Annotated in this window: 17 protein-coding genes; 11 read left to right on the forward strand and 6 right to left on the reverse strand. The window is 70.3% G+C overall.

What is annotated here, in order from left to right; genetic code table 11:
- Positions 1-8 precede the first annotated feature (8 nt).
- A complete protein-coding gene (locus CRP49_RS28980) occupies positions 9-644 on the reverse strand; it encodes an ATP-dependent Clp protease proteolytic subunit (protein WP_097256001.1) in 636 nt (211 codons plus the stop codon).
- 85 nt (positions 645-729) lie between these two features.
- On the opposite strand from CRP49_RS28980, the gene CRP49_RS28985 reads away from it, so the two are divergent.
- The 8 genes from CRP49_RS28985 (at position 730) to CRP49_RS29020 (ending at position 7,516) form a co-directional block, all read left to right on the forward strand.
- On the forward strand, positions 730-1,026 hold the full coding sequence (locus tag CRP49_RS28985) for a type II toxin-antitoxin system Phd/YefM family antitoxin (RefSeq protein WP_097256002.1): 297 nt from the start codon (positions 730-732) through the stop codon (positions 1,024-1,026).
- A gap of 221 nt (positions 1,027-1,247) precedes the next feature.
- Entirely contained in the window at positions 1,248-1,550 is a 303-nt protein-coding gene (locus CRP49_RS28990) for an urease subunit gamma (protein WP_093479411.1), read from the forward strand.
- 10 nt (positions 1,551-1,560) lie between these two features.
- On the forward strand, positions 1,561-1,872 hold the full coding sequence (locus CRP49_RS28995) for an urease subunit beta (protein ID WP_097256003.1): 312 nt from the start codon (positions 1,561-1,563) through the stop codon (positions 1,870-1,872).
- On the forward strand, positions 1,865-3,586 hold the full coding sequence (locus CRP49_RS29000) for an urease subunit alpha (RefSeq protein ID WP_097256004.1): 1,722 nt from the start codon (positions 1,865-1,867) through the stop codon (positions 3,584-3,586). Before CRP49_RS28995 ends, CRP49_RS29000 begins: the two co-directional genes overlap by 8 nt.
- Complete coding sequence (locus tag CRP49_RS29005) at positions 3,586-4,260, forward strand: urease accessory protein UreF (protein WP_097256005.1); 675 nt, start codon at positions 3,586-3,588, stop codon at positions 4,258-4,260. Before CRP49_RS29000 ends, CRP49_RS29005 begins: the two co-directional genes overlap by 1 nt.
- A gap of 81 nt (positions 4,261-4,341) precedes the next feature.
- Complete coding sequence (gene ureG, locus CRP49_RS29010; RefSeq protein WP_097256006.1) at positions 4,342-5,019, forward strand: urease accessory protein UreG; 678 nt, start codon at positions 4,342-4,344, stop codon at positions 5,017-5,019.
- On the forward strand, positions 5,016-5,774 hold the full coding sequence (locus tag CRP49_RS29015) for an urease accessory protein UreD (protein WP_097257585.1): 759 nt from the start codon (positions 5,016-5,018) through the stop codon (positions 5,772-5,774). Before ureG ends, CRP49_RS29015 begins: the two co-directional genes overlap by 4 nt.
- Before the next feature lie 146 nt (positions 5,775-5,920).
- Complete coding sequence (locus tag CRP49_RS29020; RefSeq protein ID WP_179851779.1) at positions 5,921-7,516, forward strand: alpha/beta hydrolase; 1,596 nt, start codon at positions 5,921-5,923, stop codon at positions 7,514-7,516.
- 51 nt (positions 7,517-7,567) lie between these two features.
- Here the strand turns inward: CRP49_RS29020 and CRP49_RS29025 are convergent, their stop codons facing one another.
- Together CRP49_RS29025 and CRP49_RS29030 are read right to left on the reverse strand one after the other, a co-directional pair.
- Entirely contained in the window at positions 7,568-8,584 is a 1,017-nt protein-coding gene (locus tag CRP49_RS29025) for an NAD(P)-dependent oxidoreductase (protein ID WP_097256007.1), read from the reverse strand.
- A gap of 68 nt (positions 8,585-8,652) precedes the next feature.
- Complete coding sequence (locus tag CRP49_RS29030; protein WP_097256008.1) at positions 8,653-9,372, reverse strand: 1-acyl-sn-glycerol-3-phosphate acyltransferase; 720 nt, start codon at positions 9,370-9,372, stop codon at positions 8,653-8,655.
- Positions 9,373-9,575: 203 nt separating this feature from the next.
- Here CRP49_RS29030 and CRP49_RS29035 point away from each other — a divergent pair, with 203 nt between their 5' ends.
- A complete protein-coding gene (locus CRP49_RS29035; protein ID WP_097256009.1) occupies positions 9,576-11,090 on the forward strand; it encodes an MFS transporter in 1,515 nt (504 codons plus the stop codon).
- Between the two features lie 10 nt (positions 11,091-11,100).
- On the opposite strand, the gene CRP49_RS29040 is transcribed toward CRP49_RS29035, so the two are convergent.
- Positions 11,101-11,358 (reverse strand): hypothetical protein, encoded by a 258-nt coding sequence (locus tag CRP49_RS29040; RefSeq protein ID WP_097256010.1) that lies wholly within the window; start codon positions 11,356-11,358, stop codon positions 11,101-11,103.
- 181 nt (positions 11,359-11,539) lie between these two features.
- Between CRP49_RS29040 and CRP49_RS29045 the strand changes: the two genes are divergently transcribed.
- Positions 11,540-12,631 (forward strand): nitrous oxide reductase family maturation protein NosD, encoded by a 1,092-nt coding sequence (locus CRP49_RS29045; protein WP_097257587.1) that lies wholly within the window; start codon positions 11,540-11,542, stop codon positions 12,629-12,631.
- A 136-nt stretch (positions 12,632-12,767) separates the two neighbouring features.
- Here the strand turns inward: CRP49_RS29045 and CRP49_RS29050 are convergent, their stop codons facing one another.
- Together CRP49_RS29050 and CRP49_RS29055 are read right to left on the reverse strand one after the other, a co-directional pair.
- Positions 12,768-13,781 carry an amidohydrolase family protein gene (locus tag CRP49_RS29050; protein WP_097256011.1) on the reverse strand — a complete coding sequence of 338 codons (1,014 nt, stop codon included), beginning with the start codon at positions 13,779-13,781 and terminating at the stop codon, positions 12,768-12,770.
- Between the two features lie 48 nt (positions 13,782-13,829).
- Entirely contained in the window at positions 13,830-15,464 is a 1,635-nt protein-coding gene (locus tag CRP49_RS29055; protein ID WP_101924652.1) for an FAD-dependent monooxygenase, read from the reverse strand.
- A 292-nt stretch (positions 15,465-15,756) separates the two neighbouring features.
- On the opposite strand from CRP49_RS29055, the gene CRP49_RS29060 reads away from it, so the two are divergent.
- Positions 15,757-17,061, forward strand: coding sequence for a cytochrome P450 (locus tag CRP49_RS29060; protein WP_097256012.1), 1,305 nt, complete (start codon positions 15,757-15,759; stop codon positions 17,059-17,061).
- Positions 17,062-17,156 lie beyond the last annotated feature (95 nt).

Genomic DNA, 17,156 nt, shown 5'->3' on the forward strand with positions numbered 1-17,156 from the left:
CGGGCGGCTCACCCCGCGTCCCGTGCGCCGGGGGTGTCCCTGCGGCTCGGGACGATGCCGTCCACCAGGCCGTACGCCAGTGCGCCCGGCGCGTCCAGCACCAGGTCCCGCTCCAGGTCCCGCTGGACCTGCTCCGCGGTGCGCCCGGTGTGCCGTACGAGCATCTCCTCCATCAGGGTGCGCATCCGGGCCAGCTCGGTCGCCTGGATGACGAGGTCGCTCGGCCGGCCCCGGGTCGGCTCGGGCAGCGCGGGCTGTTCCAGCACCACGCGCGCGCCCGGCAGCGTGAACCGCTTCCCCGGTGTCCCGGCCGCGAGCAGCACCGCGGCGGCCGCGGCGGCCTGGCCCAGGCAGTAGGTCTCCACGTCGCAACTGACGTACTGCATCGTGTCGTAGACCGCGGTCATGGCGGTGAACGAGCCGCCCGGGCAGTTGAGGTACAGCGTGATGTCCCGGTCCGGCGCCGCGTGTTCGAGCTGCATGAACTGCGTGACCAGGTCGGTCGCCGCCGTGTCGTCGAGCGGTGTCCCGAGGAAGACGACCCGGCTCTCGAACAGCTTCGAGTAGGGATCCAGCGTGCGGTGGCCCGTGCCGGTGCGCTCGGTGAACTCGGGCAGGACGTGACGGGCGGACGGTCGGCTCATGGGCATACCCCTCCTCGCGACGGGACACCGGCGGCCCCGCTTCTGTAAAAAATGTACAGGACGTACGTGACGTTATGATGGGGACATGGCCTACGAGATTCCGGTGACACAAGCCAGGGCTGAGCTCGCCGACCTGATCAACCGGGTGGTGTACGGCGGCGAGCGCGTCGTCGTGACCCGGCACGGCAAGCCGCTGGTCGCGCTGGTCTCGGCCGCGGATCTGGAGCGGCTCGACGCCCTCGACTCCCTCGACTCCCTCGACGAGTCGGCCGAGGAGCAGGTGGTCACCTCGGTGTCCCGCGTCCGCGAGGTCACGCCCGCGGCCCAGGAGCGGCAGCGCTTCGGGATCGCGGCCGAGCACCGGGGGCCCGGCGTCTCGTAGCCGGGTATGCGCGCGCCTATCGCGCGGTCATGTGTTGATCAAGGTCCGGTTAACGTCGTTGAAACTCCGGCGAACTAGCCTGCCGATCCACGCCACCAGGGGTTTTTCTGCTCACGTTGATCACGTTCGGGCAAATTTGTCTGTGTGTTACACCTATCCCGTCGCGGTGGCTGCGGCAACCGGACCCCGCACGGTCCGGAGCAAGGACTGTGAGGTGGGACGTGCAACTGACCCCGCACGAGCAAGAGAGGCTGCTGATCCATGTGGCGGCCGACGTGGCCGAGAAGCGCAGGGCCCGTGGCCTCAGGCTCAACCACCCCGAAGCGGTCGCCCTCATCACGTCGCACATCCTCGAGGGAGCGCGTGACGGCCGCACCGTCGCCGAGCTGATGTCCTCCGGTCGCAAGCTCCTCACCAGGGACGACGTCATGGACGGGGTTCCGGAGATGATCCACGACGTACAGGTCGAGGCCACGTTCCCGGACGGCACCAAGCTCGTCACCGTCCACGAACCGATCATCTGAGGAGGCCGCGATGATTCCCGGAGAGGTTCTTTTCGCGGACGGCCCGGTCGTCTACAACGAGGGCCGCGAGGTCACCCGGCTGACCGTCCTCAACGCCGCCGACCGGCCCGTCCAGGTCGGCTCCCACTACCACTTCGCCGAGGCCAACCCCGGCCTGGAGTTCGACCGGACCGCCGCGCACGGCAAGCGGCTGAACGTCGCCGCCGGCACCGCCGTACGCTTCGAGCCCGGCATCCCCGTCGCCGTCGAACTCGTCCCCCTCGCCGGCGCCCGGGTCGTGCCCGGACTGCGCGGGGAGACCGGAGGTGCCCTCGATGCCTGAGATCTCCCGCGCCGCCTACGCCGACCTGTTCGGCCCCACCACCGGCGACCGCATCCGGCTCGCCGACACCGACCTGCTGATCGAGATCGAGGAGGACCGCTCCGGCGGCCCCGGGCTCGCCGGTGACGAGGCGGTCTTCGGCGGCGGCAAGGTCATCCGCGAGTCCATGGGCCAGTCGCGTGCCACGCGCGCGGACGGCACCCCCGACACGGTCATCACCGGTGTCGTCATCGTCGACCACTGGGGGATCGTCAAGGCCGACGTCGGCATCCGCGACGGCCGGATCACCGGCATCGGCAAGGCGGGCAACCCGGACACGATGGACGGGGTGCATCCGGATCTGGTCATCGGTCCGGAGACCGAGGTCATCGCGGGCAACGGGCGCATCCTGACCGCCGGCGCCATCGACGCGCACGTCCACTTCATCTGCCCGCAGATCGCCGACGAGGCGCTCGCCTCCGGCATCACCACCCTGGTCGGCGGCGGCACCGGACCGGCCGAGGGCTCCAAGGCGACCACCGTGACACCCGGACCCTGGCACCTGGCCCGGATGCTGGAGGCGATGGAGCAGTACCCGCTCAACATCGGCTTCCTCGGCAAGGGCAACACCGTCTCGCACGAGGCGATGCTCTCCCAGATCCGCGGCGGCGCCCTGGGCCTCAAGCTGCACGAGGACTGGGGGTCCACCCCGGCCGTCATCGACGCGTCCCTGACCGTCGCCGAGCGCACCGGCATCCAGGTCGCCATCCACACCGACACTCTCAACGAGGCCGGTTTCGTCGGCGACACCCTCGCCGCGATCGCCGGCCGGGGCATCCACGCGTACCACACCGAGGGCGCCGGCGGCGGGCACGCGCCGGACATCATGACCGTGGTCTCCGAGCCGCACGTGCTGCCCAGCTCGACCAACCCGACCCGGCCGTACACCGTCAACACCGCCGAGGAACACCTCGACATGCTGATGGTGTGCCACCACCTCAACCCGGCCGTCCCCGAGGACCTGGCGTTCGCCGAGTCCCGGATCCGGCCGTCCACCATCGGCGCGGAGGACGTCCTCCACGACCTCGGCGCGATCTCGATCATCTCCTCCGACTCCCAGGCGATGGGCCGGGTCGGTGAGGTCATCCTGCGCACCTGGCAGACCGCGCACGTGATGAAGCGGCGGCGGGGCGCGCTGCCCGGCGACGGGCAGGCGGACAACCGGCGGGTACGGCGCTACGTCGCCAAGTACACGATCAACCCGGCGCTCGCCCAGGGCCTGGCCCGCGAGGTCGGTTCCGTCGAGACCGGCAAGCTCGCCGACCTGGTGCTGTGGGAGCCCGCGTTCTTCGGGGTCAAGCCGCACCTCGTCATCAAGGGCGGCCAGATCGCGTACGCGCAGATGGGTGACGCCAACGCCTCCATCCCGACACCGCAGCCGATCCTGCCCCGGCCGATGTACGGGGCGATCGGCCGGGCACCGGCCGCCAACTCGTTCAACTTCGTGGCACCGCTGGCCATCGAGGACGGGCTGCCGGAGCGCCTTCAGCTGGGCAAGCGCTTCGTGGCCATCGACTCGACGCGCGGGGTGACCAAGGCGGACATGCGCGAGAACGACGCGCGTCCCCAGGTCCGGGTCGACCCCGACAGCTTCGCCGTGCACATCGACGGCGAGCTGGTCGAGGCGGCACCGGCCGCCGAACTGCCCATGGCCCAGCGCTACTTCCTCTTCTGATGTCCAGGGCAGCACTGCTCGTCCTGGCCGACGGCCGCTTCCCCGCCGGAGGGCATGCGCACTCCGGCGGCGCGGAGGCCGCCGTCAAGGCGGGCCGGATCACCTCCGCCGCGAGCCTGGAGGACTTCTGCCGGGGCCGGCTGCACACCGCCGGGCTGGTCGCGGGCGCGCTGGCGGCCGCCGCCGTCCTGGGCGTCGAGCCCCGGGAGCTGGACGTGGCCGCGGACGCCCGTACGCCCTCGCCCGCGCTGCGGGGCGCCGCGCGCAGGCTCGGCCGGCAGCTGATGCGGGCCGCGCGGGCGAGCTGGCCGTCGGCCGAACTCGACGCGCTGGCAGGGGAGTTCCCCAAGGGCGCCCACCAGCCGGTCGTGCTCGGGGTGGCGGCCAGGGCGGCCGGTCTCGGCCCCGCGGATGCCGCGTACTGCGCGGCGTACGAGAGCGTGAGCGGGCCGGCGACTGCCACCGTGCGGCTGCTGAGCCTCGACCCGTTCGACGCGACGGGAGTTCTGGCCCGGTTGGCGCCGGAACTGGATCGCGTCGCGGATTCGGCGGTGGAGGCGGCGCGAAGGGTGCTCGACGAGGGTGTCGATGCGCTGCCTGCGGCTTCGGGGCCCGTGCTGGAGATCGGCGCGGAGTGGCATGCCGCCTGGCCCGTGCGCCTGTTCGCGTCATAAATCCGCCCACCCACCCGCCCGACTCGATTGGGCAGCGAGTGGCCGTCCCCAGACTCAGCCTCTCAACCATTGGAGCCGTACATGCACCTCGACCACACCCACCACGGCCCCGCCGCCGTCAGCGCGGACGCTCATCGAACCGACGGAACCCGCCGCGCGCTGCGCATCGGCCTCGGCGGACCCGTCGGGTCCGGTAAGACCGCGACCGTCGCCGCCCTGTGCCGGGCCCTGCGCGACGAGCTGTCCCTGGCCGTCGTCACGAACGACATCTACACGCGCGAAGACGCCGAGTTCCTGCTCCGCGAGGCCGTGCTGCCGCCCGAGCGGATCACGGCCGTGGAGACCGGCGCGTGCCCGCACACCGCGATCCGCGACGACATCTCCGCCAACCTCGAGGCCGTGGAGGACCTGGAGGACGAGGTCGGGCCGCTGGACCTGATCCTCGTGGAGTCCGGCGGGGACAATCTCACCGCCACCTTCTCCAAGGGGCTCGTGGACGCGCAGATCTTCGTGATCGACGTCGCGGGCGGCGACGACATCCCGCGCAAGGGCGGGCCCGGCGTCACCACCGCCGACCTGCTCGTCGTCAACAAGACCGACCTGGCGCCGTACGTCGGCTCCGACCTCGCCCGGATGGCCGCCGACGCCAAGGCGCAGCGGGCCGAACTCCCGGTCGTCTTCCAGTCGTTGCGCGCGGAGCCCGGAGTCACGGACGTGGCCGCGTGGGTGCGGGAGCGGCTCGCCGCGTGGGCGGCATGACGGCGACCGGCGTCCGGGCGCAGGCGCGGATCGTCGCCCGGGCCGACGGGCGCGGCGGTACGGCGCTGCCCGTGCTGGACGGCGAGGGCCCGCTGGCGCTGCGCCGCACCCGGGCCGGCGGCGACGAGGCGCGGGTGATGGTCGTCGGCGCGATGAGCGGCCCGCTCGGCGGCGACCGCTTCTCGCTGGACGCGCGGGTGGAGGAGGGCGCCCGGTTGCACGTCGGGTCGGCCGCCGCCACCATCGCGCTCCCGGGGCAGGCGAAGGGCGAGGCCCACTACGACGTACGGCTCGACGTGGCCGACGGTGGCGAGCTGCGCTGGCTGCCCGAGCAGCTGATCTCGGCCGGCGGCAGCGACCTGAACGTCACCACCCGCGCCGAACTCGCCGCCGGGGCACGGCTCGTGCTGCGCGAGGAGCAGGTGCTCGGGCGGGTCGGAGAGGAACCCGGGCGGCTCACCAGCCGGCTCACGGTGCGCGTCGCGGGCCGGACCGTGCTGGACCAGGAGCTGTCCTGCGGGCCCGGGGCGCCGGGCGGCTGGGACGGGCCCGCCGTGCTCGCCGGACACCGGTCGGTGGGCCAATTGGTCGTCGTACGGCCGGAGTTCACCAAGCAGCCGGTTGCGGCGCGGATGCTGGGGGAGTGCGCCGCGCTGGTTCCGCTCGCGGGACCCGCCGTACTCGTCAGCGCCGTGGCCCCCGACGCGCTCGCGCTGCGGCGGCTGCTGGACGAGGCGCTGACCCGGTTGGCCTGAAATGGCCCATGTCCCGCTCAGCGGGACGTGATCGTCCGTTTATCGGATTGGTAAAGAAACGTCTGCGACCCCTGTTCTCAGACGGCTCACAGCCGAGAGGATCCCCGCCTGACCACTTGTAGAACTGTGTTGGGGGAGGGGCCCACTTGAGGGACAACAGACCGAAGAGCCGCCTGCTGGCGCTCGGCTCGGCCGGAGCGCTCGTCACCGCGACCCTGATAGCCGGCGCGGTGTCGGCACCCGCGGCCAGCGCCGACAGCCGCCACGGACAGGACCGCGAGGCCAGGGGCGCCGCGATCGCCGCCGCCCGCGCCGCCAAGGCCGGCATCGACTGGCAGGACTGCCCCGCCGACTGGGGCCTGGAGAAGCCCATCAAGTGCGGCTGGGTCTCCGTACCGCTCGACTACGCCAAGCCGTACGGCAAGCAGATCAAGCTCGCCGTCGACCGCATCGGCAACACGGGGACCGCCGAGGAGCGCCAGGGCGCCCTCGTCTACAACCCGGGCGGTCCCGGCGGCTCCGGGCTGCGCTTCCCGCGCCGGGTCGTCACCAAGAACGCCATCTGGGCGAACGTGGCCAAGGCCTACGACTTCGTGGGCTTCGACCCGCGCGGTGTCGGCCACTCGGCGCCCATCTCCTGCGTCGACCCGCAGGAGTTCGTCAAGGCGCCCAAGGCCGACCCGGTCCCGGACACCGAGGCCGACAAGACCGCGCAGCGCAAGCTGGCCCGCGAGTACGCCGAGGGCTGCGCCGAGCGCAGCGGCGCCATGCTGCCCCACATGACCACGCCGAACACCGCCCGCGACCTGGACGTCATCCGGGCCGCGCTGGGCGAGAAGAAGCTCAACTACCTCGGCGTCTCCTACGGCACCTACCTCGGCGCCGTCTACGGCACCCTCTTCCCGGGCCACCTGCGCCGCATGATCGTGGACAGCGTGGTCAACCCCTCCCGCGAGAACATCTGGTACCAGGCCAACCTGGAGCAGGACATCGCCTTCGAGGGCCGCTGGAAGGACTGGGAGGACTGGGTCGCCGCGAACGACGCCGCCTTCCACCTCGGCACCACCCGCGCCGACGTCCAGGCGAAGTGGCTCGAACTGCGCGCCACGGCGAAGAAGAGCCCCCTCGGCGGGGTCGTCGGCCCGGCCGAGCTGATCTCCTTCTTCCAGAGCGCCCCGTACTACGACTCCTCGTGGGTGCCTGTGGCGACGGCGTTCAGCAAGTACGTCGCCGGTGACACCCAGGCGCTCGTCGACGCGGCCGCCCCCGACCTGTCGGACACGGCCGGCAACATCAGCGCCGAGAACGGCAACGCCGTCTACACCGCCGTCGAGTGCGCCGACGCCAAGTGGCCCACGAGCTGGCGCAAGTGGGACCGGGACAACACCCGGCTCAACAAGGACTACCCGTTCATGACCTGGGCCAACGCCTGGATGAACCTGCCCTGCGCCACCTGGCCGACCAAGCAGCTGACCCCGGTGGACGTCAAGACCCACCGAGGCCTGCCGCAGGTGCTGATCGTGCAGTCCACGCGTGACGCGGCGACCCCGTACCCGGGCGCCGTCGAGCTGCACCAGCGCTTCAAGGGCTCCCGCCTGATCACCGAGAAGGACGCGGGCTCCCACGGCGTCACCAGCTTGGTCAACCCCTGCATCAACGAGCGGGTCGACAACTACCTGATCAACGGCAAGCTGGACACCGCCGACGTGACCTGCGCGCCGCACGCGACGCCCAAGCCGTAACCCCTCCGGTACGGCGACGAGGGGCGGCCGGACTCTCCGGCCGCCCCTTCGTCATGCCCCCGCCAGCCAGGCGTCCTCGGCCGCGTAGTCGAAGAGTTCGGGATACACCTGGGCGAGCAGCGGGAAGCGCTCCCGCCAGTCACCCTCGGCGAGGCGACGACGCAGCCACTCGACCGTCTCCGGCAGGCTGTCCTCGTACGACACCACCGGCCGGTAGCCCAGCTCCCGCTCGGCGGCGGACATGTCGAAGACGACCGGCAGCGGCACCGACCAGGGAGTCCGGCCCACGGCTTCGCCGGGCGGCGGGCCGTCCACGAGCGTGGTCTCCGGCTCCACGCCCATGACTGCGTCGATCGCCGCCCCGATCCCGGCCACCGTCGGCGCCTGCGGATCACAGGCGTTGAGCACCCGGGACCCCGGCCGGCCCGCCGCCAGCCGGACCAGTTCGGCGATGTTCCGGGCGCTCGCCGGATGGAACCGGCTCTCCCCGCCGTACGCGAGCACTCGCCCGCCCCGCCCGTCCAGATGCCGCTTGACGAAGTACAGCTCGCGGGGGAGCGGGCTGTACGGCCCGTGCACCGCACCGGCCCGCAGCACGGTCGTCGGCAACTCCTCTCCCTTCGTGAGCAGTTCACGCTCAAGGGCCGCCTTGCGGGTGCTGGAGGTCGCCTCGCCCGGCGCCACCGTAGGCTGGGTCTCCGCGACCGGCACCGGGTAGGCCGGGAAGCCGTCGGGCTCGCCCTGGGTGTCGAAGCCCCGCCCCTTGTCGTCCTCGTACACCGACACGCTGGAGATCACGACCGCTGAGCCGATCCGGTCGGCGAGGGCCGTCAGCTGACGTGCGTGCCCGGCGTCGTACGCGACCATGTCGACCACCAGATCGCAGCCGTCGCCCACCACCGCCGCGAGCGCCCCGTCGTCGGAACGGTCCAGCCGGACCGCCCGCACCCCCTCGCCCCACGACTCGTCCCGGCCACCGCCCCGCGAGGCGGCCGTCACCTCCCAGCCGTCCCGTGCCAGTGCCGCCACCGCCGGACGGCCGATCTGTCCGCTCGCCCCGATCACCACAGCCCGTTTCATGGGGTGAGCCTAGGCGCGCGGCACGCCCGGCACGAAGCCGTTCTGCCGACGGCAGATCAGCTGAGCGGCGCCCGCGGGAACTTGCGCTCCTTCTTCTCGGCCGCCTGCTCCGCCTTGACGACGGCCGCGTACCGGTCGACGTACTCCTGCTCGGACAGCGAGAGGATCGCGTACATGATCTCGTCGGTGATGGCCCGCAGGATGGCCTTCTCGTGCTCCATGCCGGCGTAGCGGGAGAAGTCGAGCGGCTTGCCGAAGCGGATGACGACCGGGTGGATGTTCGGAATGACCTTGCCGGGCGGCTGCGCCTCGAAGGTGCCGATCATCGCACAGGGCACGACCGGCACCCCCGCCCTGAGCGCCATGACCGCGACCCCGACCTTGCCCTTGTACAGCCGCCCGTCGTGCGAGCGGGTGCCCTCCGGGTAGATGCCCAGCAGCTCGCCCTTGCCCAGCACTCCGAGCCCCTCGCGGATCGCGGCCTGTCCCGCGTCCTTGCCGGAGCGGTCCACCGGGATCTGACCGGCGCTGCGGAAGAAGAACGCGGTGAGGCGGCCCTTGATGCCGGGCCCGGTGAAGTACTCCGCCTTGGCGAGGAAGGTGATGCGCCGCTTCAGTATCGCCGGCATCAGGAAGTGGTCGGAGAAGGACAGATGATTCCCTGCGACGATCGCCGGCCCCGACGCCGGCACGTTCTCCAGCCCCTCGATCCGGGGGCGGAAGACCAGTCTGAGCAGGGGGCCCAGCAGCACGTACTTGAGCAGGTAGTAGAACACGGTTCGTCCCTCACTTTGCTCATGTGCGCCTGTGGTCAGCTGTAGCTGGGTTCAGCCGGTCTCATGCTGACACTTTACTGAGTTCACTGACAGATAGTCAGGTGTGAAGGAGAGCCGACCACTGCGGCATCGTCACCCCGGACAGTCATCCCGGCTCCCCTTCCCCGCTGGTGCGACCGGTCACGCCTGCATAGCGTGATCACATGACCACAGAAACGGACCGGCCCGCACTCGACGACCGGCGGTGGAAAGCGCTCGGGGTCTGTCTGGCCGCGGGCTTCATCTCGCTGCTCGACGTCTCGATCGTGAACGTGGCTCTGCCTTCCATGGAGCGCGGGCTCGGTGCCTCCGAAGCCACCCAGTCCTGGGTGGTGTCCGGGTACGCCCTCGCCTTCGGGCTCGCGCTGGCGCCGGCGGGGCGACTGGGTGACCTGCGTGGGCGACGCCAGGCGCTGTTGTTCGGCCTCGGCCTGTTCACGGCCGCGTCGGTGGCGTGCGGTCTCGCTGCCGGCCCCACCTGGTTGGTGGTGTTCCGGCTGGTCCAGGGTGCGGCCGCCGGTGTGGTCGCACCGCAGACCTCGGGGTTGATCCAGCAGATGTTCCAGGGCGCCGAGCGGGCTCGGGCGTTCGGTTTCCACGGCAGCGTCGTCGCCGTGTCCACCGCGGTGGGCCCGCTCGCGGGCGGACTGCTGATCCAGGCGTTCGGCACGGACGACGGCTGGCGCTGGGTGTTCTTCGTCAATGTGCCCATCGGGGTGGCCGCCCTCATCGCGGGGCACCGGCTGCTGCCCCGCCTCCCGGTGCCGAGCGACAAACGGGAGAAGTTCGATCCGTTGGGCGTACTGCTCCTCGGCACGGGCGTGCTCGCGTTGCTGCTTCCCCTGGTCCAGGAACAGCAGTGGCAGGGGCGGGCGAAGTGGGTACTGCTCCCGGTGGGCGCACTGCTGCTGGGGGTTTTCTGGCTGTGGGAAAGGATCCGAGGCAGCCAGGGCAAGGCGCCGCTGGTCGACCTCGGGCTCTTCTCCCTGCGCTCCTTCACGCTCGGCACCCTGATCAGCCTCACGTTCTTCGCCGGGCTCACCACCATCTTCTTCGTCCTGTCACTGTTCCTGCAGAACTCCGTGGCATACAGCGCCCTTGCCGCTGGTGTGACGATCCTGCCGTTCGCGGTCGCCTCGGCGGTCGGCGCGGCCTTCGGGGGACGGCTGGTGATGCGTTACGGCCGCAGCCTGGTCGTCATCGGCCTGAGTGCGGTGGTTCTCGGGCTGCTCGGCGTCGTGTTGGCCGTTCAACTGGTGCCCGGCGAGGGCGTGGGCTGGGCCATGGCGCTGCCGCTGGTCATCGGCGGGATCGGGTCCGGTCTCACGGTCTCACCCAACACGACGCTCACCCTCATGCTCGTGCCGGTACGACGGGCCGGTGCGGCCGGCGGGGTGATGCAGACCGGCCAGCGCATCGGCTCGGCCATGGGTATCGCCATGGTCGGCGCTGTGTATTTCGCGCACCTCTCCAACCACGGCCGTGCCACGACGGCCCTTCAGCTCGGCCTGCTCACCGCCATGGCCATCATCCTCGTCGCCCTCGTCCTGGCCGTGGCCGATCTGCGGGAGCGCCGGGCGCATCCGGGCAGCGACGACCTCGCGGCGACGCCGCTGCGGGGCGTCGGGGAGAGCGGGGCCGGCGGGCCGGGCGGTCCTCAGCCATCAGCACAGAGATGATCGCCGTGCGTCAGTCCTTCGAGTCGCAAGGCAGTCGACGCGCTGCGAAAAGAACCATCGAGATCTTCACCGCGGTCGAAATGGTCAAGGCCTGCAGGAAGGGCATTCCCATGAGCCACAGTGCCACCATCATGGCCGTGAGGACCAGGAAAACCGGGAGCAGGTTGGTCTGTTTGACCGCGGAACGCAGAACACCCGTGAGTGTTCGAGGCTGAGCCACCGTATCGATCGCACCAACGCGGATCTCTTCTTCGTCGACTTGCGGCATTCTCTTTCCTTCCCGCGGGCTCGTTTCCGCTAGCGAGCCTAGGTATGGCCCGATGGAGTTGCCACCGCTGCTACTCCGACGTCGTCCGTACGCGGCCGGTGATGTGAACCTTTACGCCCGTTGGGAGGCATGCGGCCGAGTGTCGCGCGGGCATCCGCCGATTCGGTTCTACGTTCCCGACATGAAACGGAACCATGTTCGGTACGCTGCGTTCGTCGCCGTACTTCTCGGTGTGGGCACGGGTGCTTTCCCGGCCTCGGCGGTTTCCTTCCCGGCCGCGCGGACCTTGACGGTGCACCCGGGTGAGTCGATCCAGAAGGCGGTGGATGCCGCCCGCGCCGGTGACACGGTCTTGGTGCAGGCCGGCACCTACCATGAGAGTGTCACGGTCAAAACCTCCGGGCTGACCCTCCGCGGCGTCGGTCCGCGCACGGTGATCGTGCCTCCCGAGAAGAAGGCCGTTCCCAGCCCCAAGGCAGCGGTCGGCTGCGTGGAGGGCGGCAAGGGCATCTGTGTGGTCGGGCTCAGGAACAAGCCCGTCACGGACGTGACCGTCTCCGACCTGAAGCTGACGGGCTTCTCCCGCGTCGGTCTGTGGTCCCTGGCCACCGACCGCCTGACCGTGCAGCGGGTGAGAGCCGAGAAGAACGGCCAGTGGGGCATCTCGCAGGAGCACTCCACGCGCGGTGTGTTCAGGAACAACGTCGCCCGCGACAACGGTGACGCCGGCCTGTACCTCGCCAACACGACGATGTCGGAGAAGGGGGCCACGGACAGCCGGGGCCTGGTCGTGGAGGGGAACACCCTGGAGGGCAACCGGAACGGCCTGACGGTCCTGCGTCTGCGCAACCTCACGGTCCAGCGGAACTACCTGACCGGGAACTGCACCGGGATGATCGTGATCGGAGACGAGAACAAGCCCCAGGCCGGCGCGCTCACCGTCAGCGAGAACCATGTGCTGCGCAACAACAAGTACTGCGCCAAGACGGCCCGGCTGCCGTTCGTGCAGGGCTCCGGGATCGTACTGTCCGGTGCGGAGAGCGTTCTGCTGACGCACAACGTGGTCGCGGGCAACAGCGGCCGGTCGCCCCTGTCGGGCGGGGTCGTGCTGTTCAAGAGCATGGTCGGCGCGGTCAACGCCAAGAACCGCGTCGACGGGAACTGGCTCACCGGCAACGCCCCGGCCGACCTGGTCAATCAGAACGCCTCGAAGAGCGGCAACCTCTTCCGCGGCAACTTCTGCCGGGTCTCGATCCCGGCCGGACTGTGCTGAGCTGAGCCGGCCCGTCGGCCGTGCGGCTCCGTGAGCAGGGCAGTGTCCCTTCGCGTCGCTCCCCGCGAGCGGTACGAAGGGACACTGCCGTCACACCGGTTGGTGAGGATGGCCCGCGTGACGGCCCCGGGCGCGCTCAGGCAGGAGCGAGTGCGGGCAGCAGACGCAGGGCGTTCCCGCGGTTGATGTGGCCGCGTTCCCGGTCGCCGAGGGCGGGATCCCCGTCCAGAGCGGGGGTGGTCATCTCGGTGACCACGCGCGTGGGGGTGGGCGGCCAGTCACTTCCGTAGAGGATCCGGGAGGAACCAGCGGCGGCCAGCAGAGTGGGGGTGGCCGACGGGGACATGGGCGCGGCCGTGTCGTAGTAGAAGCGGTGCAGGTAGTCGCGGACGCGGCCGGGGTCGACGGCGGGGACGAGCTGGCGGCCGAAGACCTCGATCCGGCTCGCGATGTAGGGGAGGTACCCGCCGCCGTGCGGGAGGATGAAGGTGAGCCGCGGGAAGCGGTCCAGAGTGCCGTTCATGATCAGGCTCAGGGCGGCGCGCGTGGTGTCCATGAGGAAGTCGCACACGAACGGCGGTACGCCCCGGGGGGCGCCGGAGGTGTTCACCTGCATGGGGTGCGTGCTGATCACGGCGGCCCGTTCGTCCAGTTCCGCCATGATCGGGTCGAGTGCGGGGTCGCCCAGGTACGTGTCGCCCGTGCTGGTGCGCGCGCTGACGCCTACGGCCCCGAGCTGGTCCATTCCGTGGGAGACGGACCAGCGGGAGAGTTCGGCGTCGTCGAGGAAGACGGGCGTGAAGAAGGCGAAGCGGCCGGAGTGCCTGGTGGCCAGGGCGCCGGCGGCGTCGAGGGCGACACGCGTGCTCTCCTTGCGTGCCGCCGCCTCCTTGAAGCGTCCCAGCATGGCGACGGTGAGGACGCTGGTGCGCGTGCCGGTCCGATCCATCAGGTCCAGCGCGGCCGTTTCGTCCCACCGGGTCCACGGCGGCAGGCTGTCACGGTCCGCGATCCCGTTCTTCTCGGCCCACCGCACCCATTCGGGGGCGGTGTAGTGGTGGTGGACGTCTATTCGTTCGTGTCGGGCGTCGTCGCCGCTCAGTGCGGTGCGGTGGCCTATGTCGCCCGGAGCTTGCAGGTCGGTCGGCATGGAAGGGGCTCCCTACGGTGGAAGGGTCCGGGGGCGTCTGAGAGAGGATCAGCGGCTGAGCAGGCCTTCGAGGACGTGCGTCAACTCGTGCGCGGGGTTCGCGGGGAGGTCCGCGGAGCGCCAGGCGACGATTCCGTCAGGGCGGACGAGCACCGCGCCCTGAGGGGTGACGCCGTGGACGGCGGCCCAGTCCGCGCCACCGCCACCGCCATCGGCGCCATGGGCGGCCGTGGTGTCGAGGTCGAAGTCCGGGCCGACGCCGATGCGGTAGGACACCAGGGGGACGCCGAGCTTGGCCGCTGCGGCCTGGGCGGCCGACGGCCACGGCCCGTCCGGAAGACCGGAGAGCAGGACGAAGCACCGCTCGTAGAGATCGACGGTCGACTTGGTGTCCCCGTGGTGCACGACGGTCATGTGCGGGGCCCGGGTACCGGGGTCCGCCTGCAGGCGGAGTGTCTCCGGGATGATCGGCGCTTCGGTGTCCGCGCCGGACACGGCCGTGGAGAGGTAGCGGTAGCCGAGGGACACGGTCATCAGGTCCGTGCTCTGGCCCGGGCCCTGCGCGGCGGCGTAGCCGGGGTGCTCCTCGCGTGCCGCTTGCTCGATGGCCCGGGCGATCGTGGCCAGGGCGACCGGGCGCCGTTCGTTCTCGTAGGTGTCCAGCAGGCCCTCTCCCGCCCAGCCGTGCAGCACCGCGGTGAGCTTCCAGGCCAGGTTGTGAGCGTCCTGGATGCCTGTGTTGGACCCGAACGCGCCCGTGGGGGGCATCTCGTGGGCCGAGTCACCGATGAGGAAGACGCGTCCCTGCCGGTAGCGGTCGGCGACCCGGTCCGCCGCGTGCCACGGGGCACGCCCGGTGACCTCGACGTCCAGGTCCCGTACGCCGGCGGCGGCCCTGATGTGGTCCGCGATGCGCGTGTCGGTGAAGTGCTCGAGCGTCTGGCCGCGCTCGGGGAACCACGGGATGTGGAAGACCCACTTCTCCTCGTTGTCGACGGGCAGCAGGACCCCGTCGCCCTCGGTCCCGTTCAGGTAGCAGACGAGGAACCGCTGATCGCCCACCACTTCACGCAGGAGCTTGCTGCGGAAGGTGACGCTGACGTTGTGGAACAGGTCGCCCCCTCCGCTCTGTCCGATGCCCAGGCGCTCGCGCACGGGGCTGCGCGGTCCGTCGGCCGCCAGGAGGTAGGCCGTGCGCAGCGTGTACGTCCGGCCGCTCTCCCGTTCGCGCAGTTCGCACGTCACGCCGTCTCGGTCCTCGGTGAAGGAGACCAGCTCCGTACCGAAGCGCACGTCCCCGCCCAGTCGACGGGCGTGGTCCAGCAGGACCGGCTCCAGGTCGTTCTGGCTGCACGCGCACCGCAGGGTGGAGCACACGTCCTTCTCGGGGGGCTTCCCGCCGGTGAGCCGGGCCGAGAGCCATCTGCTCTGACCGCCCGACAGTTTGTCCGTCTGCATGATGCCGTGATTGCCGGACAGGTTGGCCGCGGCCTTTCTGATGTCCGGTTCCACACCGGCGGTGCGGAACAACTCCATGGTCCGCATGTTGTTCCCCCGGCCCCGGGGGTGTTCGGAAGTGGCGGCCCGGCGTTCGGCGACCATATGGCTGACGCCCAGTCTTCCCAGAAACACCGACGCGGACAGTCCGACAAGCGAACCGCCCACGATCAATACCGGCACCATTTCTTCGTCGCGCCTGTCCACGGCCCGTCCTCCTCCAGTGACCCAGCGGTAGTTCGGGCAGCAATTCGAACTCATGGCGGCCCTGGGTTCGAACCTGTCATACGGCCGCCGGGTCGGCAATCGAGCCTTCCCTCGGACGGCGCACTCGTCGTTTCCGCGACCGCACCGTGCCGAAGAAGTCGGTCAGCGTCAGGGTGAATCGCGTTTTCCCGTTACGAGTGGCGTCAATGCATTCCTGCGTTCCAGCGTTCAGCCGACTCGTGCCACTGCGGGAAGAGAAGAAGGGCCGTCGATGACTCAGATGCAAGAGCAGGAGACCGCGGACGAGACAGCCCGGGCAGTGGATGCGGCATCCCGAGGCTGCCCCGAATACCGGTCCAACCCGCACCCTCTCTATCAGCATCTGCGTGAGAACGCGCCCGTGTGCCGTCTCACCCCGCCGCACGGTGTGGACTCGTACCTCGTCACGCGGTTCGAGGACGCGAAGGAAGCCCTGGCCGACCCGCGGATCAGCAAGGACATGTACGCGGCCATCGATGCCTACCGTTCCATCTTCGGCGACTCCTCCATCGCCCTGGACGACAACATGCTGTTCGCCGACCCGCCGAAGCACACGCGGCTGCGCCGGATCGTCAGCCGTGCCTTCGTCCCCCGCCGTATCGAGGCCCTGCGCCCGCGGATCCAGGAGATCACCGACGCGCTGCTCGACCAGTGCTCCACCCTGCAGTCCGTCGATCTCCTGTCGGCCTTCGCCTTCCCGCTGCCCCTCCAGGTGATCTGCGAGCTGATCGGCGTCCCCGAGGAGGAGAGGGAGGAAGTCCAGCAGCGGTGCAGCGTCGTCGCGCGGACCGGTTTCAGCAAGAAGGACAAGGACCGGCTGGCCGAGGCGGAGACCGCGCTCCGGGAGTACTTCGAGGTCCTGATCGCCCGTAAGCGGAAGGCCCCCGAGGACGACCTGCTGAGTGTCCTCATCCAGACGAGCGACGAGCAGGAGTCGCTGACGGACGGCGAGTTGCTGTCCACGCTGTGGGTGCTGCTGTTCGCCGGCCACAAGACGACCGCCTACCTCATCGGCAACGCCGTCTACACCCTGCTCACGCATCCCGAGCAGCTCAAGCAGGTGATCGACTCGCCCGAACTCCTCCCGAACGCCATCGAGGAGATCATCCGCTTCGAGGGCTCGGTCGAGAACGCGACCTTCCGTCACGCGCTCGAGGACATCACCATCGCGGGGACGCTCATTCCCAAGGGCTCGCTGGTGCAGATCGCGGTCACCTCGGCCAACCGGGACGCCGCCGCGTTCGAGAGCCCCGACGCCTTCGACATCGCCCGGCCGGGCGTGCAGAGCAATCATCTGGGATTCGGTACGGGCCCGCACTACTGCCTCGGCGCACCGCTGGCCAGGATGGAGATGCAGATCGCCCTGGCCTCGCTCTTCCGCCGCTTCCCGAAGCTCTCCCTGGCCATGCCGGCCGACGAGGCCAAGTGGCTGACCGTGCCCTTCCCCGCGTTCCGCGGCCTGACCGAGCTGCCTGTCGCGCTGGACCCCTCCAGGGTTCTGGACGACTGGGCGTCCGGGATGCCCGACATCGCGTGAGACTCTGGCGTCGGTACCGGCATCCGGTTGAGCATCCGCCTTTCCAGATGGCCTGGTCGGTTGAGTCGTACCTGACGTCACCTCACATGCTCAGG

It is taken from the genome of Streptomyces sp. Ag109_G2-15, from assembly GCF_900215565.1.
Lineage (GTDB): Bacteria > Actinomycetota > Actinomycetes > Streptomycetales > Streptomycetaceae > Streptomyces > Streptomyces diastatochromogenes.